General features: G+C 57.8%; 24 protein-coding genes. 13 read left to right on the top strand and 11 right to left on the bottom strand.

The genetic code is table 11. From position 1 onward, the window contains the following. The first annotated feature begins 61 nt into the window (after window positions 1-61). Window positions 62-1,495, top strand: coding sequence for an anion permease (locus GUC22_RS16870; RefSeq protein ID WP_160183653.1), 1,434 nt, complete (start codon window positions 62-64; stop codon window positions 1,493-1,495). Between the two features lie 137 nt (window positions 1,496-1,632). Here the strand turns inward: GUC22_RS16870 and cspA are convergent, their stop codons facing one another. Then, the gene (gene cspA, locus GUC22_RS16865) at window positions 1,633-1,845 is read right to left on the bottom strand and encodes an RNA chaperone/antiterminator CspA (RefSeq protein ID WP_004131139.1); all 213 of its coding nucleotides are present in this window, start codon (window positions 1,843-1,845) and stop codon (window positions 1,633-1,635) included. A gap of 667 nt (window positions 1,846-2,512) precedes the next feature. On the opposite strand from cspA, the gene GUC22_RS16860 reads away from it, so the two are divergent. The 3 genes from GUC22_RS16860 (at window position 2,513) to GUC22_RS16850 (ending at window position 4,917) form a co-directional block, all read left to right on the top strand. Beyond that, the gene (locus GUC22_RS16860) at window positions 2,513-2,734 is read left to right on the top strand and encodes a cold shock domain-containing protein (protein ID WP_004871463.1); all 222 of its coding nucleotides are present in this window, start codon (window positions 2,513-2,515) and stop codon (window positions 2,732-2,734) included. A gap of 586 nt (window positions 2,735-3,320) precedes the next feature. Beyond that, window positions 3,321-3,698 (top strand): RidA family protein, encoded by a 378-nt coding sequence (locus GUC22_RS16855; RefSeq protein ID WP_024359614.1) that lies wholly within the window; start codon window positions 3,321-3,323, stop codon window positions 3,696-3,698. A gap of 190 nt (window positions 3,699-3,888) precedes the next feature. Beyond that, entirely contained in the window at window positions 3,889-4,917 is a 1,029-nt protein-coding gene (locus GUC22_RS16850) for an LLM class flavin-dependent oxidoreductase (RefSeq protein ID WP_049130209.1), read from the top strand. Window positions 4,918-4,960: 43 nt separating this feature from the next. Here the strand turns inward: GUC22_RS16850 and GUC22_RS16845 are convergent, their stop codons facing one another. From GUC22_RS16845 to GUC22_RS16825, 5 genes are all read right to left on the bottom strand, one after another. Continuing rightward, window positions 4,961-5,296 carry a gamma-glutamylcyclotransferase family protein gene (locus tag GUC22_RS16845; RefSeq protein ID WP_004871461.1) on the bottom strand — a complete coding sequence of 112 codons (336 nt, stop codon included), beginning with the start codon at window positions 5,294-5,296 and terminating at the stop codon, window positions 4,961-4,963. Window positions 5,297-5,403: 107 nt separating this feature from the next. Continuing rightward, window positions 5,404-6,162: a thiol:disulfide interchange protein DsbG gene (gene dsbG, locus GUC22_RS16840; RefSeq protein WP_024359612.1), complete on the bottom strand. Its 759-nt coding sequence runs from the start codon at window positions 6,160-6,162 to the stop codon at window positions 5,404-5,406. Window positions 6,163-6,206: 44 nt separating this feature from the next. After that, on the bottom strand, window positions 6,207-6,929 hold the full coding sequence (locus tag GUC22_RS16835) for a DsbA family protein (protein ID WP_160183652.1): 723 nt from the start codon (window positions 6,927-6,929) through the stop codon (window positions 6,207-6,209). Between the two features lie 7 nt (window positions 6,930-6,936). Next, window positions 6,937-8,961 carry a protein-disulfide reductase DsbD family protein gene (locus tag GUC22_RS16830; protein WP_160183651.1) on the bottom strand — a complete coding sequence of 675 codons (2,025 nt, stop codon included), beginning with the start codon at window positions 8,959-8,961 and terminating at the stop codon, window positions 6,937-6,939. Window positions 8,962-9,007: 46 nt separating this feature from the next. Next, entirely contained in the window at window positions 9,008-9,388 is a 381-nt protein-coding gene (locus GUC22_RS16825) for a hypothetical protein (RefSeq protein ID WP_004871458.1), read from the bottom strand. Between the two features lie 888 nt (window positions 9,389-10,276). Between GUC22_RS16825 and leuO the strand changes: the two genes are divergently transcribed. The 5 genes from leuO (at window position 10,277) to GUC22_RS16795 (ending at window position 15,925) form a co-directional block, all read left to right on the top strand. Beyond that, entirely contained in the window at window positions 10,277-11,224 is a 948-nt protein-coding gene (gene leuO, locus GUC22_RS16815) for a transcriptional regulator LeuO (RefSeq protein ID WP_024359609.1), read from the top strand. A 283-nt stretch (window positions 11,225-11,507) separates the two neighbouring features. Beyond that, window positions 11,508-12,020, top strand: a complete 513-nt coding sequence (locus GUC22_RS16810) for a hypothetical protein (RefSeq protein ID WP_160183891.1) — start codon at window positions 11,508-11,510, stop codon at window positions 12,018-12,020. 261 nt (window positions 12,021-12,281) lie between these two features. Next, window positions 12,282-13,298 carry an iron ABC transporter substrate-binding protein gene (locus GUC22_RS16805; protein ID WP_049130214.1) on the top strand — a complete coding sequence of 339 codons (1,017 nt, stop codon included), beginning with the start codon at window positions 12,282-12,284 and terminating at the stop codon, window positions 13,296-13,298. A gap of 23 nt (window positions 13,299-13,321) precedes the next feature. After that, on the top strand, window positions 13,322-14,896 hold the full coding sequence (locus tag GUC22_RS16800) for an ABC transporter permease (RefSeq protein WP_170960569.1): 1,575 nt from the start codon (window positions 13,322-13,324) through the stop codon (window positions 14,894-14,896). Continuing rightward, the gene (locus GUC22_RS16795; protein WP_098363032.1) at window positions 14,897-15,925 is read left to right on the top strand and encodes an ABC transporter ATP-binding protein; all 1,029 of its coding nucleotides are present in this window, start codon (window positions 14,897-14,899) and stop codon (window positions 15,923-15,925) included. It abuts the gene before it with no gap. A gap of 10 nt (window positions 15,926-15,935) precedes the next feature. On the opposite strand, the gene GUC22_RS16790 is transcribed toward GUC22_RS16795, so the two are convergent. Together GUC22_RS16790 and hpxD are read right to left on the bottom strand one after the other, a co-directional pair. Further along, window positions 15,936-16,904 carry a PDR/VanB family oxidoreductase gene (locus GUC22_RS16790; protein WP_160183650.1) on the bottom strand — a complete coding sequence of 323 codons (969 nt, stop codon included), beginning with the start codon at window positions 16,902-16,904 and terminating at the stop codon, window positions 15,936-15,938. Window positions 16,905-16,917: 13 nt separating this feature from the next. Next, complete coding sequence (gene hpxD / locus GUC22_RS16785; RefSeq protein ID WP_004871446.1) at window positions 16,918-17,955, bottom strand: molybdenum cofactor-independent xanthine hydroxylase subunit HpxD; 1,038 nt, start codon at window positions 17,953-17,955, stop codon at window positions 16,918-16,920. A gap of 125 nt (window positions 17,956-18,080) precedes the next feature. Between hpxD and hpxR the strand changes: the two genes are divergently transcribed. After that, window positions 18,081-19,019 carry a LysR family hpxDE operon transcriptional regulator HpxR gene (hpxR, locus tag GUC22_RS16780; RefSeq protein ID WP_024359603.1) on the top strand — a complete coding sequence of 313 codons (939 nt, stop codon included), beginning with the start codon at window positions 18,081-18,083 and terminating at the stop codon, window positions 19,017-19,019. 174 nt (window positions 19,020-19,193) lie between these two features. On the opposite strand, the gene hpxO is transcribed toward hpxR, so the two are convergent. Further along, a complete protein-coding gene (gene hpxO, locus GUC22_RS16775) occupies window positions 19,194-20,348 on the bottom strand; it encodes an FAD-dependent urate hydroxylase HpxO (RefSeq protein WP_004871444.1) in 1,155 nt (384 codons plus the stop codon). Between the two features lie 346 nt (window positions 20,349-20,694). Between hpxO and GUC22_RS16770 the strand changes: the two genes are divergently transcribed. Genes GUC22_RS16770 through uraH form a run of 3 tightly spaced genes read left to right on the top strand, consistent with a single transcriptional unit; the run spans window position 20,695 to window position 22,878 of the window. Then, window positions 20,695-22,077: a nucleobase:cation symporter-2 family protein gene (locus GUC22_RS16770; protein WP_160183649.1), complete on the top strand. Its 1,383-nt coding sequence runs from the start codon at window positions 20,695-20,697 to the stop codon at window positions 22,075-22,077. Further along, the gene (uraD, locus tag GUC22_RS16765; RefSeq protein WP_024359601.1) at window positions 22,055-22,555 is read left to right on the top strand and encodes a 2-oxo-4-hydroxy-4-carboxy-5-ureidoimidazoline decarboxylase; all 501 of its coding nucleotides are present in this window, start codon (window positions 22,055-22,057) and stop codon (window positions 22,553-22,555) included. The genes GUC22_RS16770 and uraD overlap by 23 nt, the downstream gene beginning before the upstream one ends. Further along, the gene (gene uraH / locus GUC22_RS16760; RefSeq protein WP_160183648.1) at window positions 22,552-22,878 is read left to right on the top strand and encodes a hydroxyisourate hydrolase; all 327 of its coding nucleotides are present in this window, start codon (window positions 22,552-22,554) and stop codon (window positions 22,876-22,878) included. The genes uraD and uraH overlap by 4 nt, the downstream gene beginning before the upstream one ends. Window positions 22,879-22,919: 41 nt before the next feature. On the opposite strand, the gene guaD is transcribed toward uraH, so the two are convergent. Together guaD and GUC22_RS16750 are read right to left on the bottom strand one after the other, a co-directional pair. Further along, the gene (guaD, locus tag GUC22_RS16755; RefSeq protein WP_064342440.1) at window positions 22,920-24,239 is read right to left on the bottom strand and encodes a guanine deaminase; all 1,320 of its coding nucleotides are present in this window, start codon (window positions 24,237-24,239) and stop codon (window positions 22,920-22,922) included. 109 nt (window positions 24,240-24,348) lie between these two features. Next, window positions 24,349-25,836 (bottom strand): NCS1 family nucleobase:cation symporter-1, encoded by a 1,488-nt coding sequence (locus tag GUC22_RS16750; protein WP_004871435.1) that lies wholly within the window; start codon window positions 25,834-25,836, stop codon window positions 24,349-24,351. Window positions 25,837-25,897: the final 61 nt, after the last annotated feature.

Genomic DNA, 25,897 nt, shown 5'->3' with positions numbered 1-25,897 from the left:
AGAAGCTTCAGAAGAAAGAGGCTTCTGCTTTTAACGACACGGATTGTAGCCGAGGTGCAGCATGTTGAAGTCAAAGCTAATAAAAATAGCGGTGCTTATTTTTATTATTATATTAGCAATAATAATTCCACCCCCCGAGGGATTAACGAAAGAAGCCTGGATACTGGCCGGCATCTACCTGGCGTCCATTATAGGGCTGGTGAGTAAGCCTTATCCTGAGCCCGTGATTATGATGTCGGCGGTAGGCTTGTCATGCTTAACGGTGGCAAGATTTGATGACTCTCCCGTCAAGTCAATGGATGTACTGAGCGGTTTTTCCTCGGGAACGACATGGTTGGTATTTAGCGCGTTTACTTTGAGCGCCGCTTTTGTCACTACCGGATTAGGGAAACGTCTGGCGTACTGGTTTATTTTAAAATTTGGTGGGACAACCCTACGGCTAGGGTACGTCACGGCGCTGTTGGATTTAATGCTGTCACCGGCGACGCCTTCTAACACCGCACGCGCCGGCGGCGTCGTATTCCCGATTATCAATAGCATTGCCCTGGTGTTAGGTTCAACGCCAAAAGAGAGTCCGCGTCAGGCCGGACGTTATCTGATGGTGAATATCTATATGGTGACTAAAACCACCAGCTATATGTTTTTGACCGCGTTTGCCGGAAATGCTTTAGCGTTACAGTTAATTTCCGATATTTTTCATATTCGCATAAGCTGGGTGGGATGGGCTCTGGCGGGGGTACCGCTTGGGCTATTGATGTTAACCGTTATTCCTTATATCACCTACAAAATAGTGCGCCCGCAATTAAAAGAAATAGACAATATAAAAATAGCCACTGCGGGCCTGAATGAGCTGGGTGCCATCAGTTCGAAAGAGAAAGGACTGATCGTCGTATTTATCTCCGCGCTCTCAGGCTGGATATTTTCTCATTATCTGGGGCTGAATGAATCCTCCGTTGCGGTGATTGCCATGGCTGGCGCTTTGCTCGCGAATGTTATTTGCTGGAATGATGTGCTGCAAAATAAGGGCGGCTGGAATACGTTAATCTGGTACGGCGGCATTATTGGACTGAGTGCGACCTTAAGCAAAGAGGGATTTTTTAAATGGCTTGCCGCCTTTATGTCCGCGCATCTGGATTTCCTCGGCGCCGGTAACACGACCATTGTGATTATTGTTTTTTTAAGCATCATCGTGCGCTATTTATTCGCCTCCGGCGGTGCATACGTCGCGGCTATGGTTCCCGTCTTCGCTACCGTCGGACTGGTTACCGGTACGGCGCCTGCGCTGCTGGCGCTTGCGATCCTGTTTTCTAACTCTTACGGGGGCTGTATCACGCACTATGGCGGTGCCGCCGGGCCGATTATCTTTGCCGCCGGTTATAACGATATTAAATCCTGGTGGTTAACCGGGACCATAATCGCTTTATTAACGTTTCTGCTGCATATGGTTGTCGGCATTCCGTGGTGGGGCTTTTTGATTCAGCACGGAATACTCTGAGGCCAGCCTTGTTTTTTATTACCTGGCGGCTCGTGATATAACGAAAAAACCCCGACATGATGTCAGGGTTTTTGAACTGGCGTGAGTCCATCATCAGCAGCGAAGCTGAAATCTACCGCCAGTGAATAAAGCGCAGCTTAGATGGCGTAGACGTTACCCGCTGAAGGGCCTTTCTGGCCATCTTCAATGGTGAATTCGACTTTCTGGCCTTCGTTCAGGGTCTTAAAACCGCCGCTCTGGATAGCAGAAAAATGTACAAACACATCTTTGCTACCGTTGTCCGGGGTGATGAAACCAAAGCCTTTCGACTCATTAAACCATTTTACTAAACCAGTCATTTTATTAGACATTGATAATACCTCAACATATCTGAGCCTTACGGCGAAAAAAGGTTTCGCACAGAATCTAATTAATAACGATAAGGAGACTCAAAAGGAAGAATTATCAACGGATAACACTTGAGATGAGGACTGCTTTACTAAACCGCTTTATTATGTCTGTGTACTTAACCGACCAATCATTAGTCACATACTTCACCGCGGATAGCAAGACTTATTTCAATTGATATTGCCGGGACGGAGAGTAATACGGAAAGAGGGGGGAGTGATTCGCCAGCGCCTTGTTGATGGTTTAATGATAATAAAATCCATTATTTCATTGGGTTAGCCAAGTTTTTGGCTATGGTGACGTGGATAAATCTGGAGGGATGTTCTTTTATTTTTCCGAACAGGCTCACGCGGCGGTGAAGCTATATCATGAGTCGCAGCGCAATAAATTTAAGGCCATTTCTCATTATTTTATCCCCAGCGGGGCATCTGGACGGCTAAAATTTCATTTGCTTATTAATGGTATTTATGCATTAATGAAATTATTAATCCGAAAAAACGCATGAGCTTAAAAATTTTACCGGCCCGTTCTCATTACCAGGCGCTATCGCTGATACCCCCTTTCTTTTGAGTCCATACGTTTAATCCGACACGTTTTCTGTCAATTACCTGATGTGCAACTGGAGTCAGTATGTCCTCAAGAATTAAAGGTCTGGTCAAGTGGTATAATGAGTCAAAGGGATTTGGTTTCATTTCACCTCTCGATGGCAGTAAAGATATCTCGGTCCATTGCTCGGCGCTTCGTGGTGATAATTTTAATACCCTGTTTGAAGGCCAGAAAGTTGAATATGCCATACTCCATAGAGATGACAAGGGCCCTGCTGCCACCCACGTCACCCTGTGCGATAAATAACGATTTATAGCGTTACGGCCGCGATAGCGAAAGCCGTGCTGGCGATATCGCGACGGCCTGCCCCTGGATTATTCCTGCCTTATTCCATGCCCTGTCCCTGAGCACAACGATCGTCGCGTCGCGTACGGTTTTTCTTATCCGGCGATGCGGCAGAAATGCGTTCAACGGATTCTGGAAGCGAGTACAATTCACCTGTTTTTAGTCAGTGTTTAAATCCGATGACAGGGGATGGTGATGGTCAGACGCTTTTTGGTGTGTTTCTTCATGCTGTGCGCATGCTCAGCCTATGCCGCTAACGGCGGTAATGGCGGCGACGGTGGGAATGGGGATAACTCGGATGGGGGCAATGGCTCTGATGGCAGCGCGACCGCGTCTGGGCGCGATGGTTGCCCCGGCGGAACGCAGCCTGACTCGTCCGGAAAATTTTATCTTCCGGGTACAAAAGAGCCGTGCAATCCGGGCAGGCAGGATGCAATGAAAAGCGCGGGCCATTAGCCAGCGGCTGTTTAGCGACTGGCTAATGAATGACGACAAGACCGCCGAACGAGTGAGGCAAGTCAGTTTCTTGTAAAATAAGGATATCGGTATGAGTCAGATAGTACGAAAAAATTACCCTGAACTGGGCGAGGTCAAGGCGCCCTACGTTCATTCGGTTAAGCACGGAAACACGCTTTATATTTCTGGACTCACCGCGTTCGGTACCCGAGCGCAGCACGACGGTATTGCCGCCCAGGCGGAGGAGATTTTTACCCAGATACGAACCGTTGCCCAGGCCGAAGGCATCGATTTTTCGTCTCTTATCAAAGTCACGATCTTTATCACTTCTTTTGATGAGCTCGACGAGCTGCGCAAAGTGCTTTACCGGAACTACGGCGATTGCTTACCCGCCAGCTCGCTCGTTGAAGTCAGCCGCCTGTTTTCTGCGGATCTCAAAATTGAAATTGAGGCGATATTCGGCCTGTGAACCCGTGTTTATCGCCCGGGCCGCGGTCTGTGGCGTCGCGCAGACTCAATCAATTTATTTGAAGCATTCGGTTAAACAAACGATATTTATTCTCACCTGGTTATGCGTAGAGTAGAGGCATAACGCGGCAGACACGTTTCATTATGCGCCACCTGCCGACGACCTCCCCGCCAACCAGGATACCCACGTCATGAAAAAGATTGGCTTTTTGTCATTTGGTCACTGGACGCCGTCGCCGCAGTCCGGGACGCGCTCGGCCGCTGACGCGCTGCTGCAATCCATCGATCTGGCCGTTGCCGCCGAAGAACTGGGCGCGGATGGCGCCTATTTCAGGGTGCACCATTTCGCCCGCCAGCTCAGTTCGCCGTTTCCCCTGCTGGCTGCGGTCGGGGCGAAAACCAAACGTATTGAAATCGGCACCGGCGTTATCGATATGCGCTACGAAAACCCGCTGTATATGGCCGAGGATGCGGGCGCGGCGGATTTAATTTCCGGCGGCCGTTTACAGCTGGGTATCAGCCGCGGCTCGCCGGAGCAGGTGATCGACGGCTGGCGCTATTTTGGCTATGTTCCCGGAGAAGGCGAAAACGAGTCCGACATGGCGCGCCGCCATACCGAAGTGTTGCTGGACGCGCTGCGCGGAGAGGGGTTTGCGAAACCTAACCCGCAGCCCATGTTCCCCAATCCGCCGGGCCTGCTGCGGCTTGAGCCTTATTCTGCAGGGCTGCGCGAGCGAATCTGGTGGGGCGCCGGTTCGAATGCGACGGCAAGGTGGGCGGCAAAGCTGGGGATGAATCTGCAAAGTTCGACGCTGAAAGACGATGAAACCGGCGAACCGTTCCATATTCAGCAGGCGAAACAGATCCGCGCCTACCGCGAGGCCTGGGCAGAAGCGGGCCATACGCGCACGCCGCGGGTTTCGGTCAGCCGCAGCATTTTCGCGCTGATGAACGATCGTGACCGGATGTATTTCGGTTCAGGCCGTGACGAGAGCGATTCGATAGGTTTCCTCGACGAGAAGACTCGCGCCATTTTTGGCCGCAGCTACGCCGCGGAGCCGGACAAGCTGGTCGAACAGCTGAAGCAGGACGAGGCGATTGCCGAAGCGGATACGCTGTTGCTGACGGTGCCGAACCAGCTGGGCGTGGAGTATAACGCCCACGTGATTGAGTCCATACTGAAGCACGTTGCGCCGGCAATGGGCTGGCGCGACGCTTAAACCCGCGCTGAGCGACGCCCCGCACGCGCGGGGCGAAAGGGTTTTACGCTGCGACCTTCGGCTGTAGCTGATAGATCCAGGCGGTCACGCGCTGGCCGTCTTCGGTGGTAACGTCCACGGCAACGCGATCGTAGCCCTCTTCAAACGCATCCAGCATCGGCCAGTGGACGCTAAGATTCGCGGACAGGAACAGATAGCCGTCGACCCGAGGCCCGTTGTTGTCGAGCACGATCCCCGGAAAATCCGCCGCCGCTCCCCAGCCGCGTTCATAAAACAGCCCCTTCACATAGCCGGGCTGCCACTCACCGCCAATGTTGTCCATAATATGGGCATTCGAGTGGCCCGGACGCAGCGTGCCGTAGACAAATAAGCGTTCCATTATTCCTCATTCATTCAAGCGTTGAATGCCCGGACGGGCAGCGTAAGAGTAAAAATACGCAGTCAGTCCTGGGTTAGCAAGGCGCCCCGAGGGACGCCCGCTCTGCATCAGGGCTCAGGCCCGAACATCTCCACCAGCTGCTTCTTATCGGGCATGCCGATCACCTGCTGGAGCTCGTTCTGTTCATTCATGTAATAGATAGCCGGCGTCGCGCTGGCGCCCAAATCATCCATCAGCTTTTGGTTATGCTGAAGAAGATTAAAGGTTTCGCGCGGCGTCACGCCGTCAAAGCGCGGGAGTTTTTTGCCGCCGGAGAGTTCATACTCTTGCCAGGCGGCTACCGGATCTTTGGCATTCAGGATTGCCGTGGCGTATTGGCCGCTTTTCGGGTTGAGAAAGGCAACCAGCAGGGTATTCAGCTGGACCTTACCGGCTTTTACCCACGGCTGCGCCGCTGACCAGAACGACTTGCAGTAGGGGCAGAACGGATCGGCGAAGACAATCACTTTTCTGGCAGCGGAATCAGCGCCTTCCTTGAGCGGCCGGGCATCGTTCAGCTTCTTCCACATTTCGCGGCCTAACGGGGTATAGATCGCTTCTTTGAAGTACCCCTCGCTGAGGTTTTGCCCTTTATCATCGTAAAGATACCCGGAAATAACGTGCTTCCCGTCCGGCGTCAAAAACAGGGTAACGCCCATATCCTGATACTGACCGACCCAGCCTTTCACGCCGCCGGGGGAATCTATCTCCTTAATAATTTTGATCCCTTGCTGTTCACCAAAATTTTTAACTATCTGGGGGATAGCCCCCTCGGCAAGCGCCAGGCCCGGCATCATCCAGGCCGCCAGCAGTAAAAAGTATTTCATCATATCGCCTCGCAATGCAGGGGGATCGCTCCCCCTGACGTGGGTTACTGTTTTTTCAGCGCGTCGCCGATTGTGGCATCAAATTGCTCCCAGGGGATCCAGCCTGAGAGCATCTCATCGCCGATAAGCGTGGCCGGCGTTCCCTGAATGCCAAGCTTTTCGGCGATAGCAAAGCTGCGCTTAATCGTCTCCAGACTTTGCGCATCCGGCTGAGCCGCCATGACCCCCGCCTTCTTTTTTGCCTGCTCAATGCTGACACTGTCGTGATACCCCTTTTTCGCCATCAGGATAGGGTTAAATTTAACAAACTGTTCAGGATGCGTGCGCCACAGGGTGAGCGCGTCCCTGGCCGCGGTCATTGAGCTTTCGGAGCGCCAGGGCAGAAACTTAAAGGTCACCGCAACGTCCGGGTATTTTTCCACAATCTTCTCCAGATAGGGGTCAAACTTTTTACAATACGGGCAGTTATGATCGGTAAAGACGACCAGCGTCAGCTTCGGATTTTGCGCGCCGATTCGCGGTGAGTTGGGGTCGTGAAAGATAAACTCGCCGTCCTGCGACAGTACCTGCTTTAGCGATTCCTGTCCGGCCTGGGCATTCTGCCGATCGAGTTTTTCGGCCGCGGCGATCAAAATTTCAGGATGGCCGATTAGCGTCTCCTGAACCAGTTCCTGCACGCGGGCCTCCTGCGCCGGCGTAAGCGGCGAAGACGCCGCAGCCGTCAAAGATGCCGGGAGGAGAGCGAGGGTGAGCAGCGTTTTTTTCATCGTTAATTTAACCTTTGGCACGATTGAGAGCCTTGAGGACGGTTTGTTTATCGAGCAGCGGCGGCAGCATTTCTCCCTGCGGCTGGCCCGGACCGTAGACCTGGTTGAAGGGAATGGCGTAGCGATTGCGGCTCTGCAGGAAACGGGCGATCGGCTCAGAAGGCTTGCTCCAGTCGCCGCGCAGCGCCACGACATCGGGCTGAGCCAGCGCGCGGATGATGGCGGGCTGATTTAACACCCGGAGTTCATTCACTTTGCACGTTACGCACCAGTCGGCGGAGATATCGATAAACACCCGTTTGCCTTCAGCCCGCGCGCTGCGGATGGCCTCCTCGCTAAGGGGCTGCCAGCGAATTTGCTGAGCGTTAGCCTGCGGCAATGAGACGGTGGAACCCTGCGTCAGCAGACCGCGAACCTGAAAACCGCCATACGCCGCCAGGGCGATAACCACCAGCCAGAAGGCGGGAGTCGTTCGCTGATGGGCGACTAACAAGGCGATCAGGGCCGCCACGGTGAGAGTCAACGTCATCACGACGCTGGAGGTCTCGCCGAGGTGAACGCCGAGCAGCGTCGTCAGCCAGAAGCTGGAAGCCAGCATCATGACGCCAAGCGCCATTTTCAGGCTGTTCATCCAGCGGCCAGGGCGGGGGAGCAGGGCGGCGGTTTGCGGGAACAGGGCGACGAACAGCCACGGCGCAGCCATGCCCAGTCCGAGCACCATGAAAATCAGCCACAGCTCATGAAACGGGGCGGCAAGCGCGAAAGCGACCGCCGTGCCCAGGAAGGGGGCCGAGCAGGGCGTTGCCAGCAGAGTGGCAAAAACGCCCTCGCAGAAACTCCCCGCTATCCCGGCGCCGCCGGCGGTCGCCATCCGGCTAACGGCTGCCGAGGGAAGCAGCATCTCGACTATCCCGAACAGATTCAGCGCGAAGAGAAAGGTAACGGCAACCATTACGCCGATAAACCAGGGATTCTGGAACTGGATCCCCCAGCCCAGCGAGGCGCCGGTGAGCTTGAGTATCGTCACCATCAGCGCCAGCAGGGCAAACGAGGTCAGGATGCCCGCGCTGGTGGCCAGAAAGCGCAGCCGGACCCTGCCCCGATCGGCCCCGGCCTGCAGCACCGCACTGAGCTTCATGCCCATCACCGGCAACACGCAGGGCATCAGGTTGAGGATGACGCCGCCGAGCAGCGCGAAAAGCACTATTTTCCCGAGACTAACCGTCGCCGTTGGCGCGAGATCGGCGCCAGTCGTAAGGTTTATCTGCTGCGCTTTTTCGCCATTTGTCAGCACCAACGACAGTGCTTTTCCCGCCAGCGTGGCGGGTATTTCTCCCCATTCATCGGTGACCGGCACCGTCACCTTGAGGCGGTCGCCCTCGGCGCGAATCTCCGGATCGCCGGCCACAATCCCCCCGTCCATAGGGTCAAAATAGACCCCGGGATTTTTCCATTCGCCGGTCGTGGTCGCGGTGATGACCAGCTGGCTACCGACCAGATGCGCGGCGAGATCGTTCGTCACTCCGTTATCCGCCGGGACAGCGCGCATGGCCCGGGCAAAGGCGTTCCGAAACTCGCCGTCCGCGGGCTGATTGAAATCGAGATGCAGCCGGTAGTCGGTCAGCAGACAGACGTTGCTGCAGGTCGACAGCGTAAGCATGCCTTCCAGCACGTCGCCGGGGGCGGCGGCGATCGTCATCGGGATCGCCACCCGGTCGTGGTAGCCCTGGGTCGTCAGGCCGGAAATCTTGAATCTTGACGGGGCAGGCCAGTACCACCGCGCCCGTTCGCCGTTGTTCCAGATTATTTGCGGGGCGACGCCGCCTTCACCCGGCGAGCGCCAGTAGGTTTTCCAGCCGGAAGCCAGCTCAATAGAGAGCAGTCCGTCGATCCGATCTTTGCCTTTTTCCGCCTGGAAGCGGATCCGGGCGTGGTCGTGTTGCGGGGATGTCAGCCATCCTGTGTCCGCCCCGTGGGCAACGCCCGCGCAGGTCAGTAACAGGAAGACGAAGCCCCTGAAGATATTCAGCATTTTTTTCTCCGTGAATTAAAAAACTAATCGTCTAAGAACGATTTTTTCACTCACGGAAAACGCAGTTTTTGAGATGTATTCGCAGCGTGGGCGGACGAACGGGATCGTCCCGCAAAACCACCGGACGGCCCGCGGCGAGCAGCTGAAGCAGGGTAAGGAATAAAAGAACGGCCGGCAATGCGCCATCGAAGAAAAGCGGCTGCGTGCAGAGCAAGGATTTGGCGCTCAGCTGGCAGGGCGAAGGCCCTTGCTCAGCCTCCTCTGAAGAGGGCTGCTGGGCCTGTGCGCTGAGAACGCTCTCCTGCGCCTGGGCGCTGGCGTCCGCCAAAAAATGGTGCAGATAGGCCGCCCGCTGAACAAGGCAGAATGCCATGACGAAGCAGGTCAGTATCAAAAACCATTTACCAGGGAGCCGACGGTTGCGCATAGGGTACCAGGACATTTCAGAACCCGAGGATCATAAACAATCCTTATCAATGTACAAGGGGCTGGCGTGTAAGGTTTTGTCTGCATCCTCAACCTTGACCCGTATCGGCCGGCGCTGAGAGGGACGATTCAGATATTTCGTACATTTATATTATTTACTCCGTCCAACCGACTGGCTAGTATTCGCGTCGCTAATTGGTATCGGCACGCCACTGCTGAACTTTACTGATTAGCGCCTGACCGCCATTAGCTCATCTGGAAGAGCGAACGACATACGTTGTAGGGAACGGGGTTCGAGGCCTCGATGGCGGCCCAATATCGACTTAGCGCGTTAACAGAGCGCTTCCCGCTTCCGCACAATTTTATTTCGCCCACCGCCTTCGCCTCCTTCCGGCTATTGCTGCATATACGTGACTATTTTCTGTGAAATAATTTCTATTCTTTAGCCCCTATGCGTCATGGAAAGTTATTACCCGGTTTTAGACTCCCTGTAGCGGCAAAGGAATATCGGCGTTCTGCCTGATTCGCGATTTAGCTAAGCCCAGGCGAAAAATTTTAATGAGAATTTACTTATTAGGATTAAGTCGCGTATTTTTCAGAAATTTCATCACTTTTTATATGGTATTCTCCGCTGTTCAAGGAGTGAACGAAGGAAAAATGAATGCTTTACCGCTATGCCGTTTTCTCCAGAAAACATAATACGTTTCATATTCTTCTGCTGTTTACCATTTTGATAATAAGTTTCATACATTTGAGCGTGCTGCTGGAAACCGATAACACATGGCTGCTGGGGCCGATGGTGATTTATCTGCCTATTTTTTTCCTTTGGCGAAAGGTCTCAGTGTTACGCAGCAGAATCGCTGATTAATGTGCTGGTGGAGTTCCCTACATGAGTGAAAATACAACATCTAAACCAACCTCTGAACCGAAAGTCCTGCAGCCGGTATTGCGCAAAGTCGACCTCAACCTGCTGACTATTTTTGATACCGTCATGCAGGAACAAAGCCTAACCAAAGCGGCGCAAACGCTGGGTATGTCTCAGCCTGCGGTCAGCAGCGCGGTCTCTCGCCTGAAGGTGCTGTTTAAAGATGAACTGTTTGTCCGTAACGGCCGCGGCATTAAACCGACAGAGCGCGCCTTTCAACTCTTTAGCTCGGTTCGACGCGCGCTGTCGCTGGTGCAAAATGAGCTGCCGGACACGCTTTTCGACCCGCTGGACTGCGAACGTCTCTACACCCTTTGCGTCTGTAGCCCGCTGGATAACTACCTGACGCCGCTTATTTTTAACAAAATCAGCGAGATTGCTCCCAGGGTCAGTCTGTCCTTTAAATCTTCGCTAAGTCAGCAGGTGACAAATCAGCTGCGCTATCAGGAGGTGGAATTTGTTCTCGACTACAACAAATTCAATCATCCGGAGTTTACCAGCATCCCGCTGTTCAACGACAAAATGGTACTGGTCGCCAGGCGCAACCATCCGCGTATCGCATCGCCGCTGAGTGAGGAGGATATTTATCGCGAGCAGCACGCTACCGTCGCGCTGGATCGCTACGCCTCCTTCAGCTCCCCCTGGTACAGTTCTGAAGAGCAGCAGGCGTGCGTCGCTTTTCATGGTAACGCGATGGTCAGCGTGTTGAGCGTTGTGTCGCAAACCAATATGGTGGCTATCGCGCCGGAGTGGCTGGCGCAAGAGTTTGAAGAGCAGTTTGGGCTGCAGCTGCTGCCGCTGCCTTTAGAAATGGACAGCCGCACCTGCTATCTCTCGTGGCATGAAACGGCGGGCCAGGAGAGAAGCCACCGCTGGATGGCGGAACTGTTGATAAAAATTTGTCAGCGCTAAATCCACCTCATAAATACCTGGTCAGACGCCAGGTATTTTATTATTAACGATCAACTACTGTCCTGAAAATTAATTAAATACCCCATTTTATTCTTGTTCATCAGACAATGAAGACCGGAATAAATACGCTGTATTACTAAAATTAACCCGCCAGAATTTCATTAAAATATCTCTTTGCAGAAAATCGCGCATTTCTCCGGCAGAGCCAATCGGCGGTTTCTATACTCTTATTATCCAGCCGGGCCGACGCCTGAACCAGGGGATGATGTTGATGCGCAGAAAAATGATCAAGCCTGCGGTGGCTGCCGCCGCGCTGTTGATGTCGTCGACGGCCCTACGGGCGGATGAAATCAACCTTTATTCGGTTAATACCGGCTCCTGGATATACCACCTGTCGAATAACCACGGGCAGTACACCGAAGGTTTTGACAACCAGTTTGCCTCCGTTGAACGCAAGTTCTCCGAAGATTCTCCGTACAGCCTGCTGGCCGGAACGAGGAAAAACAGCTTTGACGATCGCTGCATCGCGCTCGGGGTACGCCGCGACTGGGCCTCGCTGGGCAACGGCTGGGTATTTAAGGGAATTTATGGCTACGTTGGCGAGTTTTTCTTCTCGGCCTTTGAGCACTGCGGCGACCATGGTTCTTACAAGGATTTTAAAGATGCGACCGGTATAGGCTTTTCTCCCTATATTTACCATGGATTTCAGTACAACTTTACCGATTATTTCGGCGTGGAAAGCGGAATTATTCTTCCCGCCGTCTTTGTGGTGAGCGTGCAGTGGAGTTTTCGCTAACGCAGTGGCCAAAGCCCGCCCGCAGTGGGATTTTGAAGGCAGTGTAAAATAAAATTAAGCTGTCTTAAGGTTATTTTAATGTTCATCGCGGCGGTTATTTTTTTATAGCATTTTCCCCGCCTGGTGCCGCCCGCGCGCAGTATATTTCTCTTTTTTCATTAGATGGTAATTGTTTGCATTATCATTCACATTCCTCTGTGATTTAATCCCTGCCGACCGGCTGCCAGTTACCCTTTGCCCACCTCTATTAAGGATTAGCGTATGCGTTTTCGTCTGGTGTCTTATTGCTCCGCTGCATTGATGGCTTCTTCCGCGTTTATTGCTCCGCAGGCGCTGGCGGCGGCCAGCAGCGACGGGATTGTGGTCTACAACGCGCAGCATGAAAACCTGGTTAAGTCATGGGTTGACGGTTTTACCAAAGAGACCGGCATTAAAGTGACGCTGCGTAACGGCGGCGATAGCGAGCTGGGGAATCAGCTGGTGCAGGAGGGGACGGCGTCCCCGGCGGACGTCTTTCTGACGGAAAACTCCCCGGCGATGGTGCTGGTGGATAACGCGAAGCTATTTGCGCCTCTGGCGGCCGAGACCCTTCAGCAGGTCGCCCCGCAGTACCGCCCTGAGCACGGCCGCTGGATAGGCATTGCCGCCCGCAGCACCGTATTCGTCTACAATCCGGCGAAAATCAGCGAAGCGCAGCTGCCGAAGTCGCTGATGGATCTGGCGCAACCGCAGTGGAAAGGGCGCTGGGCCGCTTCGCCATCCGGCGCGGATTTCCAGGCCATCGTCAGCGCGATGCTGGCGCTGAAAGGCGAGCAGGCCACCCTGGCATGGCTTAAAGCGATGAAAACCAATTTTGTGGCCTACAAGGGCAACAGCACGGTGATGAAAGCGGTGAATGCCGGTCAGATTGATGGCGGCGTTATCTATCATTACTACCGCTTTGTCGATCAGGCGAAAACCGGCGAGAACAGCAAAAATACCCGCCTCCACTACTTTAAAAACCAGGATCCTGGCGCCTTTGTCAGCATTTCCGGCGGCGGCGTTCTGGCCTCCAGCAAACATCAGCAACAGGCTCAGGCCTTTATCAAGTGGATCACCGGCAAGCAGGGGCAGGATGAGCTGCGCACCAATAACGCCTTTGAATACGCCGTTGGCGTCAACGCCGCGTCCAACCCGAAGCTGACGCCGCTGCAGGCGCTAGAGGCGCCGAAGGTTGAGCCATCTTCGCTGAACAGCAAAAAAGTGGTTGATTTGATGACCCAGGCTGGCCTGCTGTAATCGTCCGTTAAAGTGAATACGCTATGTCTTCTCTGAGTTTCGCGCTCGGAAAAAAAGCCCAACGCCTGCCCGAGCGCAGGCGTCCTGCTTTTCCGATGATCGCGTTAGCCGTTCTGTTTTCTCTGCTGGCGCTCTTGCCGCCGGGTTTTGTTATTGCCGTGGGGGTCGATACCGGCTGGGAGACAATCCGGGCGCTGGTCTTTCGTCCGCGCGTCGCTGAGCTGTTGAGCAACACCCTGTGGCTTATCGCGCTGACGGTACCGCTGTGCATTGCGCTGGGCGTTGGCCTGGCCTGGCTGACGGAGCGCACGCTGCTGGCGGGGCGGCGGCTCTGGTCTGTGCTGGCGGTTGCGCCGCTGGCGATCCCGGCCTTTGTGCAAAGCTACGCCTGGGTCAGCGCGGTGCCGGCAATGCACGGCCTGTCTGCCGGGGTGTTTCTTTCGCTGCTGGCCTATTACCCGTTTATCTATATGCCGGTTGCCGCCGTTCTGCGGCGGCTGGACCCGACGCTGGAAGATGTTGCCGCCTCATTGGGTACGCCGCCGTGGCGGATCTTTTTCCGCGTGGTTTTGCCGCAGCTCAGGCTGGCGATATGCGGCGGCGCGCTGCTGGTGGCGCTGCATCTGCTGGCGGAGTTCGGCCTGTTCGCGATGGTCCGTTTCGATACCTTTACCACCGCCATCTATGACCAGTTCCAGTCAACCTTCAGCGGCCCGGCGGCGAACATGCTGGGCGGGGTGCTGGCGCTTTGCTGCCTGGCCATTTTGCTGCTGGAAGGGGCGTCGAGGGGGAAGGCGCGCTATGCCCGCATCGGTTCGGGCGCCGCGCGCGAACAGCAGCGGCAGCCGCTGGGCCGGCTGTCGGCGATCCCTCTTCAGCTCGCGCTGCTGACGCTGGTGATGCTGGCGTTGGGCGTTCCGCTGATGGTGCTTTGCCGTTGGCTCTGGCTGGGCGGCGTGGAAAACTGGATGAGCGCCGACCTGTGGCTCTCCCTGCGGCAAACGCTGCTGCTCGGCGCGGTGGGCGCGCTCCTCACCACCGCCTGCGCAATTCCCATCGCCTGGCTGGGCGTTCGCTATCCGCAGCGTTTTTTTCGTCTGCTGGAGGGGTGTAACTACATGACCAGCTCGCTGCCCGGCATCGTAACAGCGCTGGCGCTGGTGACGGTCACCATTCACTATGCGCGTCCCATCTATCAGACCGAGGTCACGCTGCTGCTCGCCTGGCTGCTGATGTTTATGCCCCGGGCGCTGGTCAACCTGCGGGCCGGGATCGCGCAGGCCCCCGTCGAGCTGGAAAACGTCGCCCGCAGTTTAGGCCGCAGCCCCGGCCGGGCGCTGTGGAGCGTCACCATGCGGCTGGCGGCGCCGGGCGCGGCGGCGGGGGCGGCGCTGGTGTTTCTCGGCATCACCAATGAATTGACCGCCACGCTGCTGCTCTCGCCGCTCGGCACCCGCACGCTGTCAACCGGCTTCTGGGCGCTGACCAGCGAAATTGATTATGTCGCCGCCGCCCCTTACGCGATGCTGATGATTCTGCTTTCGCTGCCGCTGACCGGCATTCTCTATATTCAGTCGAAAAAAATCGCAGGCCTGTAAATGCTCGAACTCTCCTCAATCTCAAAATCTTTTGCCGGTACGCGGGTGCTCGAAAACCTCAATCTGACGGTGGCCGCAGGCAGCCGTACGGCGATCGTTGGCCCCTCCGGCTCCGGTAAAACCACGCTGCTGCGGATCCTCGCGGGTTTCGAAACGCCGGATAGCGGGCGGATTGTCATGCAGGGGCGCACGCTGTTTGCGCAGGGGACATTTATTCCCGCCCACCTGCGCGGGGTGGGCTACGTGCCGCAGGAGGGCGCGCTGTTCCCCCATCTGAACGTCGCGGACAATATCGCCTGGGGGCTCGATGGCAGTCGCCAGGAGAAATCCCAGCAGGTAGCGGCGCTGATGGAGAGGGTCTCGCTGGACAGCCAGCTGGCGAACCACTGGCCGCACGAAATTTCCGGCGGTCAGCAGCAGCGCGTGGCCCTGGCGCGCGCGCTGGCGCAGCGGCCCGCGCTGATGCTGCTGGATGAACCTTTTTCCGCCCTCGATACCGGACTGCGCGCGGCCACGCGTAAAGCCACCGCCGATTTACTGGCGCAGGCCGGCGTCGCGTCGATTCTGGTCACCCACGATCAGAATGAAGCGCTCTCCTTTGCCAGCCAGGTCGCGGTGATGCGTCAGGGGCGTTTTGCCCAGGTTGGTACGCCGTATGAGGTCTACAGTCATCCGGTTGATGAAGAGACCGCGCTTTTTCTCGGCGATGCGCTGGTGCTGCCCGCCGAGCTGCGCGGCGGCCGCGCGCGCTGCGCGATAGGCGAACTCTTAACTGACAATCCGCAGGCCGTCGGCAAGGGAAGGGTGATGCTGCGCCCCGAGCAGCTGGTTATTTCCCCCTGCCGGGCGGATGACCCGCAGCTTACCGTACGCGATGTGGACTTTAGCGGCCATCTCTCGACGTTAACCCTGACGATGCCCGGCCGGAGCGAGCCGCTGATCGTCAAAACCGTCAGCCAGCCGTTATGGCGGCCGGGGGCGGCGGTACGCATTGAGGTGGTGGGCGAGGCGCGGGTTTTCGCCCGCTAGCGGCGCCGGTCTATAAATCAATGCACAGATTCGCCGATCGGCTGCGCGAGCAGCACAGGGCGATCTGCTGCGCGCTGGCGGATTTCTCCGCCTCCGACTGTACGGTGTCGCGATGGTCGACAACCCCCTCGATAACCGGCGTCAGGCAGGCGCCGCAAATCCCCATCTCGCAGGAGAGCGGGACGGCGACGCCGTTTTCCTGGAGCACCTGGGCGATAGTTTTATGCGGGGGCACCGGCCACCGCTCTCCCGAGGACGCCAGCGTCACGCTAAAGGTTTCTCCCTCCTCAGCGCCGGCTGGCGCAGCGATGGGCTGAAAGGCTTCGCTATGGATCAGCGTTTCCGCCCAGCCCCGTTCCATGGCGGCCCGACGCGCGGCGGTCATAAATCCCTCCGGCCCGCAGAGATAAATCGGATATCCGGTATGCGTATTGTTCAGCGCGGCGGCTAAATGTTGCCGGGCGCTGTCTCCTTCGCAAGAGCAGTGAATCACCACGCTTTCGGCGCTGAACCGCCGCTGCAGTTCGCGGACAAACGCCCCCTGCGCGCGGTTTTTCAGGTAATAGTGCAGGGTAAACGGCACGCCTTCCGCCTTAAGCCTGAGCGCCATCGCGTACAGCGGCGTAATGCCGATCCCAGCCGCCAGCAGCGTCACCCGCTCCGCTGTGCGTAAAGGAAACAGATTGCGCGGGGGAGAAATCAACAGCGTCTGGCCGGGGCGCAGCTGCTGATGGATATAGCGCGAGCCGCCGCGTGACGCTTTCTCCAGCGCCACGCAGATCAGGTAGCCGTCGTCAGGGCCGTCCGGGCCGGTCAGCGAATATTGGCGGATAAGGCCGCACGGCAGATGCACATCAATATGCGCGCCGGGCTGCCAGGCGGGGAGCGGTTGGCCGTTCTGCGCCACCAGCCTGACAGCGAGGCTCTGGCTGCCCTGGCGCCAGATACCGTCAACGATAACCTCTATTACATCGCTCATAATGGCTCTCCGCTTAAACGAGGAAAAAGTCGCCGAAGCCCATTTTTTTCAGCCCGCGGCGATAGGCGATGGAGCTGCGATCGGCGGGGATATGCGCTTCGAGCGTTAAATCCAGCGGCAGTCTCTCCGGGCGCTGGGTCTCCACCATCAGGCGATCTTCCTCAAAGACGCGCAGGTTAAAGGCGTGAACATCCTCTACCGGCACGTGCAGATCGAAATTACGCGCGATGGGCGCGAACATGCGGGTGATCCGCGAGGAAACCGGCGAGGCGGCGTTCATAATCACCAGCCGGGCCTCGCCGGGAAAATGAATCGTCAGGGTTGCGGTAAACGGCAGATGCATCTCGAAATGGCGCAGCCACTGGAAGCCTTCCGGCGCGCGAAACTCGGAGCTGGCGGGATAGTTGCCGACCGAACTCCAGTAATCGGCGATAAAACCAAACGCCGTCTCCTGCGGATTGTAGTTCGGCACCACCTGGTTATCCGGGTCGGCGAAGGTCTCGGTGTGGATCCAGGCGAAATGGGCGACGTCCAGAAAGCCCTCGACCTGGCGGCCCGCAAAGCCGTTAACCTCAAAGGCCGGGCAATTGATTTGCTGAAAGCCGTCGTCGTGCCAGTGCGGCATCACCGGCAGCGGCATCGGGTTCTCCGGGTCGAAGGCCAGGCAGGTCCAGATCAGGCCATAGCGTTCTTCAACCGCAAAGCTGGTGAGGTTGAGCTTCGCCGGTACCGGCTGGTCGGGGCTGGACGGGATACGGTTACAGCGGCCATCTTCGCCGAAGCGCAGGCCGTGGTATGGGCAGACGATCCCTTCTTCGTCGTGAAAACCGAGCGTCAGCGGCACGCCGCGGTGGGGACAGACGTCGCGAGCGACCACCACCTGGCCCTTGATACGATAGATAACCAGCTGTTCATCAAGCAGGGTGGCTTTTACCGGCGCGGGGCCGATATCGCAGGCGCGCGCGACCGGATGCCAGCATTTCGCCAGGCGCAGCCAGTCCTCGGGCTCAAAGGTGCAATGGGCGGGCGGGGTAGGTTGTGGTTTGTTCATGGCTTCTCTTCCTGCTCACAAAAACATTTGTTTAATTGTTGTGAGTTTATTGTTGCCATATTAGGGTGTTGACATCCATCAGCAAGAATTCACCCAGCCGTTGCAAAAAAGAGAACAGGTCGCCGATGAGCCCATTTTCACGTTTCGCTATCTATTTTGCCGAAGTGGCCCGCAGCGGCAGCCTGCGGCGGGCGGCGGAAAAGCTGCATATTTCCGCTTCGGCCATAAACCGGCAAATTTTACAGGCGGAAGAGGCCTTCGGCACGCCGCTGTTTGAGCGCCTGCCGGAAGGGCTGCGTATGACTACCGCCGGGGAGCTGCTGTATGACAATCTGCTGCGCTGGCAAAAGGAGTTTCATCTGACGCGGCAAAAGTTTGATGAGCTGCAGGGGCTGAAGCGCGGCAGCGTCAGCCTTGGCATGGTGCAGGCGCTGGCGGAAGGGAGCTTTGCCGCCGCGCTGGCGGACATTATCGCCAGCTGGCAGTGGCTGGAGCTGAATCTGCAGGTGGCGGATAGCCATACCATCAGCCAGAAGGTGCGGCAGGCGGATCTCGATTTCGGCCTGATTCTGGATCCTGAAGGCCAGGCGGGGCTGAGCGTGCTGGCCTTTGCCGAGCTGGAGATGGGCGCGGTAATGCGCCCGGATCATCCTCAGGCGCAGGCCGTGATGCTGTCGCCAGGGGAGCTCAGCGAGGAGCGGCATATTGTTCCCGGCGCGCCGCTGATCGTCCATGATCGGGTCGCGATGCTTTATCGCCATTATGATTTTTCTCCGGCCAACAGTATTAGCTGTAACGATATCCGGCTGATCAAATCGCTGGTGCTGAAAGGCGGCGGCGTGACGATTCTCAGCCGTCTGGACGTGCTGGAAGAGGTGAAGCTCGGGCAGCTGGCGTTTGTCCCGCTACGCAACAAGCTGCTGCGTCCGCTCACCCTGGCCCTGTGCACCGCGCCGTCGCGCCAGCTCTCCCGCCCGGCGCAGATGGCGATCCAGAAGCTGACCGCCGTGATGGAGGAGATGCAGGCCGGGGCAGCGGGTTCACCCGCGTCTGCGATCCGGTAGCCGGAGAGGCGCATCTCGCCGCCTGCGTGAATGTCCCCGGCCTGAAATATTCTGCGGTTTGCTTCCCCGGCGGCGCTGCGCTGACCGGGCTACGGGTTCACCCGCGTCTGCGGGTCGGTAGCCCTGCTAAGGCGTTTACGCCGCGAGCCGGGAAGGGCGCTGATGCCAATATTTTTACCCCAGCGGGCCGCCCTGAATGGTTTCGCACAGGCCGTTGATAATCCGCTCTCCGGTCTCGGTTTCCAGCTCCTGATACCAGGCTTGCGTCAGCGCCATATCTTTACCATGGGTCACGTCGCAACGTTTTCGCGCCTTCAGCACCAGGTCGCGGACCCGATCGCAGCGCTGCGCTTCGTACTGGCGCAACACCCCGGCGATATCGCGGCTCTCGCGGAACAGATCCCCCAGCACCACCGCATCCTCCAGCGCCGCGCAGCCGCCCTGGCCGATATCCGGCGTGGTGCTGTGCCCGGCATCGCCCAGCAGCGCCACCTTGCCGCGAACCAGCCGCTCAAACGGTTCAATATCATGGATTTCAATGCGGTTGGTGGTCTGGGGATCGAGGGCGGCGATCAGCTTCTGCACCTGCGGCGCCCAGCCGCTAAAGTAGCGGCTGAGATCCGCCCGTAGCGTGCTGCGATCCTCGGCCAGCCCCGCCGGCAGCGGAACATCAAAGAAAAAGTAAAACCGGCCATCGGAGACCGGCATCAGCGACACCCGTTTCCCCTCGCCGACGAAAGTGGTCCACTGGTTGCCCGGCGCAATCGCCTCATCAATCTCCACCAGACCGTTCCAGTTAACGTAACCCGCGTAGCGGCGCTCAGGGGTATAGCCGAGCACGTACGGGCGCAGCGCGGAATGGCTACCGTCGGCGGCAATCAGAAAATCTCCCTCCGCCATCGACCCGTCGGTAAACCAGACGCGAACGCCGTCGGCGTGTTCTTCGCAGCGGGTGACGCGTTTACCAAACTGCACGGCGTCGCGTCCCCAGAAGTCGAGCATCTCGCGCTGCAGTTCAGCGCGGGAAACCGGACAGGGGCGGCCGCCGGTACGCTCTACCAGCGGAGCGAGGCTGAACTGGGTCAGGTCCTCCCCGCGCAGATAATCCTTATAAGCGAGAAAATGCATCGGGCCGCCGTAGCTCTCGATAATATCCCCCATACCTAAATGCTTCATGCACTTCACGCCGTTAGGCCAGATGGAGATGGCCGCGCCCACCGGTTTGATTTCTTTCACCGCCTCAAAGACTTCGCAATGGATACCTGCATTTTTTAACCCTACCGCCGCGCTCAGGCCGCCGATGCCGCCGCCGATAACTAATGCTTTCATTTGCTTCTCCTTTACATACGTCGTGATTGGCTTGAGCAATTTGCGTACCACTTTGACGCAGGCGCGGATTTCGCCGATTCGGCCTCCCCGCCATCGTGCGGTTGCACAATCGTGGTGCGTGATGGGGGTTTTGTTGCCTTTTTATGAATCAATAATTTCTATATTAGGAATCGAGAATCTAAAGTTTCACCGCGGCGGCCCGCGCAGGCGCACAGGGGTTAACCAGGAAGATGATTTATCTCTTTGTAAAATTGAGGAAAAATTAAATGTTGCGCAAGTGTGAGCGAATTTGGCCTGTTTTGTGCACCCGTTCCCGCACGCTTATTCGCAACGGGATGAAACGACCATGTCAGATGAAAAAAACGGCGGCTTACTGTACGGCCTCGAGCAGCGGATCCCGCCGCTCCCGGCATTTTTTAGCGCTTTACAGCACGTACTCGCCGGGCTGGTGGGCATCATCACGCCGCCGCTGATTATCGGCGCGGCGCTGGGGCTGGGGGAGTGGCTGCCCTATTTAATCAGCATGTCCCTGCTGGCCTCCGGCATCGGTACCTTCCTGCAATCCAACCGCGTTTGGGGAATCGGCGCGGGCATGATCTGTATGCAGGGCACCAGCTTTGCGTTCCTCGGCGTCGCCATTGCCGGCGGTATGTGGGTAAAAGGGCAGGGCGGCACGCCGCAGGATATTATGGCCATGCTGTTTGGCGTCAACTTCGTCGCCGCGCTGGTGCCCTGTCTCGTCAGCCGCTTTATTGAACCGCTGAAGCGTATTTTTACCCCGGTGATTACCGGCAGCGTGATTGCGCTGATCGGCATTAGCCTGATTAAAGTCAGCGTCATTAACTGGTGCGGCGGCGAGCAGGCGAAAGCGTTTGCCAGCATGAGCAATATCGCCCTCGGCGCGGGTACGCTGGGGACCATCGTCCTGCTGAGCTGTGCGAAAAACCGCTGGCTGCGCCTCTCTTCGGTGGTGGTGGGGATTGCCGTCGGCTGCGCGGCGGCGGCGCTGAGCGGATCGTTCCAGCTTAAAGGCGTCGGCGATGTCTGGTTCCGCTTGCCGCAGCTGTTTCCGTTTGGTTTTCAGTTTAACAGCGCGATTTTTATGCCGATTGCGCTGGTGTCGCTGGTCTGCATTCTTGAGGCGGTGGGGGATCTGACGGCTAACTGCCTGATCTCTCAGCAGTCGATAGATGACGAGGCCTTCCGTTCCCGGCTGAAAGGCGGCATTCTTGCCGATGGCATAAGCTGCATGGTGGCGGCGATGCTGTGCGCGTTCCCCAATACCACCTTTGCGCAAAACAACGGCGTGATTCAGATGACCGGCGTCGCCAGCCGCTACGTTGGCCGCTACATTGGGGGGATTTTGATTCTGCTGGGCCTGTTTCCGCCGTTCGGCGAGATACTGCGCCAGATCCCGGCGCCGGTGCTGGGCGGCGCGACGATGGTGATGTTTGGCTGCGTCGTGGCGGCGGGGATCCGCATTATCACCCAGAAACCGCTGACCCGCCGCGATATGCTGATCGTTGGCCTGGCCTTTGGTTTTGGTCTCGGCATTGAGGCGGTCCCGGCGTTTCTGACCCAATTCCCGCCGATCGTGGGTAACCTGTTCGGCTCGGCGGCGACCAGCGGCGGGCTGGTGGCGATTGTCCTGAATCTGATTATCCCGGAAGAGAAACCGGCCGCGGCGGCGGCCACAAGGAGCACCGATGATCGCGCTGAATCACTTTAACCAGCTGAGCGGCGAAGAGGCCGTTTCCCTGCTGGCGCCCTGCGTTGCCGTTCCTGGTTGGGCAGCGGCGCTCGCCGCCGGCCGGCCCTGGCGCAGCCGCGCTGATTTGCTCAACGCCGCGCAGCGGCTGATGGCGGCGTGGGGCGAAGCGGAGCTGGCCGAGGCGCTAAGCGCCCATCCGCGTATTGGCGAAAAGCCCGCCGGGTCTCAGGCGCACGCGGCGCTCTCGCGTCAGGAGCAGGGAAGCGTTGATGAGCGCGATGCTGCGCTGGCGCAGGCGCTGAAAGCGGGCAACGCCCGCTACGAAGCGCGATTTGGCCGGGTTTTTTTGATTCGCGCGAAAGGGCGCAGCGGGGATGAAATCTTAGCGGCGCTGTCGCGTCGCCTGCAAAACAGCGAGCGCGCAGAAGTTCAGGACGCGTTGGCGCAGCTGCGCGAAATCACCTTATTAAGACTGGAAGGAGCAATTGGCGAATGAGTACCTTAAGCACCCATATTCTGGATATCTCTACCGGCCGACCGGCGCAGGGCGTGAAGGTTGTGCTGGAGCGCGAAGGCGCGCTGATTGCCCGCGGGGCCACCGATGAGAACGGCCGTATTGGCGAACTCGGCGCCGGGCCGCTGGCGCCGGGGCATTACCGGTTGAGCGCGGAAATCGGCGAGTGGTTTACCGCCAGCGGGCGCGAGACGCTCTACCTGAGCGCGCAGATTGATTTCGCCATCCGCGAAGCGCCTGGCGGGCACTATCATTTACCGTTTTTAATTGCCCCCGGCGGCTGGTCCACCTATCGCGGCAGCTAAATGTCCCCCGGAGGCGGCGCTGCGCGCCTCCGGGAAAGGGACTACTGCGCAGCCGCATCTCCCCATACGCGCTCGCCGTTTACCCACGTCTCGCTAATATTGCGTTCATCGCCCAGGGTCATCAGCACGAACAGCTGCTCATAGATATCTTTGCAGCGCCCGCTGCGTAAGCGCTGCAGCGGCGTGACCGCCGGGTCGATAACCACAAAATCGGCCTCTTTGCCGGGCTGGAAATTGCCAATCTTCTCATCAAGGCGCAGGGCGCGCGCGCCGCCGAGGGTCGCATGGTAGAAGGCTTCGCTGGCGCGCAGGCGATAGCTTTGCAGCTGGCTGACCTTATACGCCTCGCCGAGGGTGCGCAGCATACTGAACGTAGTGCCCGCGCCAACATCGCTACCGATGCCCATCCGCACCTTGTTCTGCCAGCAGACCGGTAAACGAAACAGCCCGCTGCCGAGGAACAGGTTCGACGTCGGGCAAAAGGCCAGCGCTGAACCGGTCTCGTGCAGGCACTGCCACTCGGCGTCCGCCAGGTGAATGCCGTGGGCAAACACGCTGCGCTCGCCGGTTAACCGATAATGATGGTAGACGTCGAGATAGTGCTCATGCTCCGGCCACAGGCTTTTTACCCACGCCACTTCGTTGAGGTTTTCGCTCAGGTGGGTATGCAGCCAGGTATCGGGAAACTCTTCCCGCAGCTGCCGCACCGCGGCCAGCAGCTCTGGCGTCGAGGTCGGCGCAAAGCGCGGCGTAATGGCGTAGCCGAGACGGCCGCGCTGGTGCCAGCGTTCAATCAGCTCGCGGGTTTGCCGGTAGCTCTGCTCCGCGCTTTCGCTCAGGTAGTCCGGCGCGTGGCGATCCATCATCACTTTCCCGGCGAGCAGGCGCATATTCAGGCGCAGCGCTTCGTTAAACAGGGCATCGACCGATTGCGGATGCAGCGTACAAAAAACCAGCGCGGTAGTGGTGCCGTGGCTTAGCAGCTGGTTGACAAAAAATTGCGCGATCTCGGCGGCGTAGTCGGCATCGGCAAACTGGCTCTCCACCGGAAAGGTATAGGTGGTGAGCCACTCCAGCAGCTGCTCGCCAAATGCGCCAATCATCTCGGTTTGCGGATAGTGGACGTGGGCATCGACAAACCCCGGCAGCAGCAGCTTACCGCGCAGGTCGCGATAGCCCTTCTGCGGGTGCAGGTACCGTTCGCCCTCCTGCCATGGCAGCAGCGCCTGAACGCGTCCGTCGCGAAGAAACAGCACGCCATCCTCCAGATAGCGCGCATGGCGGGCGATATCGTCAGCGCTATCGGCAACGGCGGCGATATCGAAAAATGCGCCGCGAACTGCGGCATGGTAGTCAAACATCATAGCTGCCCTGTGGGTTAGCGAAAGGATAGGTTGATTGAGCAAGATTAATGCCAGTTTGCGCAGGCGGAGAGCCGCCGCGACGTGACGCCGCGGCGGGGATGCGGGGTTACTCTTTCTGGGCGAGGGCGCTGAAACCGGCCGTCGCGCCGACGCGCTCGTCGCGGGCAATCCAGCGGTAGGCCGCGCCGCTCAGGAAGACGCCAATAAACCAGCTAAAGTTGGCCACTTCGTGCAGGGCCGGAATAAAGCTGATGACCAGGCCAATAGCGACGGAGGGTATCAGGGCGGCGATCGCTTTCGGGTTAAAGCCGTTGCGGTACCAGTACTGGCCTTTTGGCGTGTCGTCAAACAGGTCGTTGACGGAAACTTTACCGCGCTTAATGATGTAAAAATCCACAATCAGGATGCCGAACAGCGGGCCGATAAACGCCCCCAGCACATCAAGGGTGTAGTGGATAAGCTCCGGCGAGTTAAACAGATTCCACGGCGTCAGCAGAATCGACCCCACGGCGGCAATCATCCCGCCGGTGCGGAAGCTGATTTTCTGCGGCGAGCAGTTAGAGAAATCGAACGCCGGGGAGACAAAGTTGGCCACGATATTAATCCCGATGGTGGCGGTGATCATGGTCAACAGGCCAATGGCGACCGCCAGGTCGTTGCCCACGCGGCTCACGGTCTCAATCGGGTCGGTGATCATGCGGCCAAACAGCGACTGCGTTCCGGAGACAATCACCACGGTCACGATGGAGAACAGCAGGAAGTTAAACGGCAGTCCCCAGCGGTTGCCGCGGCGGATTTCGCCCATGCTTTTGCCGTAGCGCGAGAAATCGCCAAAGTTGAGCAGCGGGCCGGAGAAGTAGGAGACCACCAGCGCGGTGGCGGTAATCATCTGCCAGGTTTGCTCCCCGGCGCTCAGAGACTTACTGGCGAGGGTAAAGGAGATCCCGTCAAAACCGGTCTTGTATACAATCCAGCCCGCCAGCGCCAGCATCACCACGTAGACCGCCGGGCCAGCGATATCAATAAAGCGCTTGATGGCGTTCATTCCGTGCCAGAACACCATCGCCTGCAGCAGCCACATGGTGGCGAAGCAGAGCCAGCCCAGATGCGACAGGCCAAGGAAGCTGGAGGCGGTGAGCGTTGATAGCGAGGGCCAGAACTTCAGCAGCACCAGCATCAGCGCGTTGGCGGCGAGATAGGTCTGAATGCCGTACCATGCGAAGGCGATAAGCCCGCGGATCACCGCCGGAATATTGGCGCCAAAGACGCCAAACGCCTGACGACAAATGACCGCGTAGGGCACCCCCGCCATCTGGCTGGGCTTCGCCACCAGGTTGGCGCACAGCTGAACGATGCAAATCCCCACCAGCAGGCACAGCAGCACCTGCCAGCTCGCCAGACCAAGGGTAAAGAAGCTCGCCGCCACCACGTAGCCCCCCATGCTGTGCACGTCCGACATCCAGAAAGAAAAGATGTTGTACCAGCTCCAGTTCTGGTCGCGCGTCGGCGCCAGATCCTCATTGCAAAGCCGCGGGCTGTATCCAGCGTGGGGATCAGCGGCCTTAACCTGATGTGTATTTTGTTGATTTGGCATGAAACCTGCTCCTGTAAATGAACACCCGTTTAAATGGATTGCTGAGGCTGTTGCAGGATTT

Origin of the sequence: Klebsiella sp. MPUS7 (assembly GCF_009905335.1) — a bacterium.
Classification (GTDB): Bacteria; Pseudomonadota; Gammaproteobacteria; order Enterobacterales; family Enterobacteriaceae; genus Klebsiella; species Klebsiella grimontii.
This window is presented reverse-complemented; position numbering and strand designations above follow the sequence as displayed.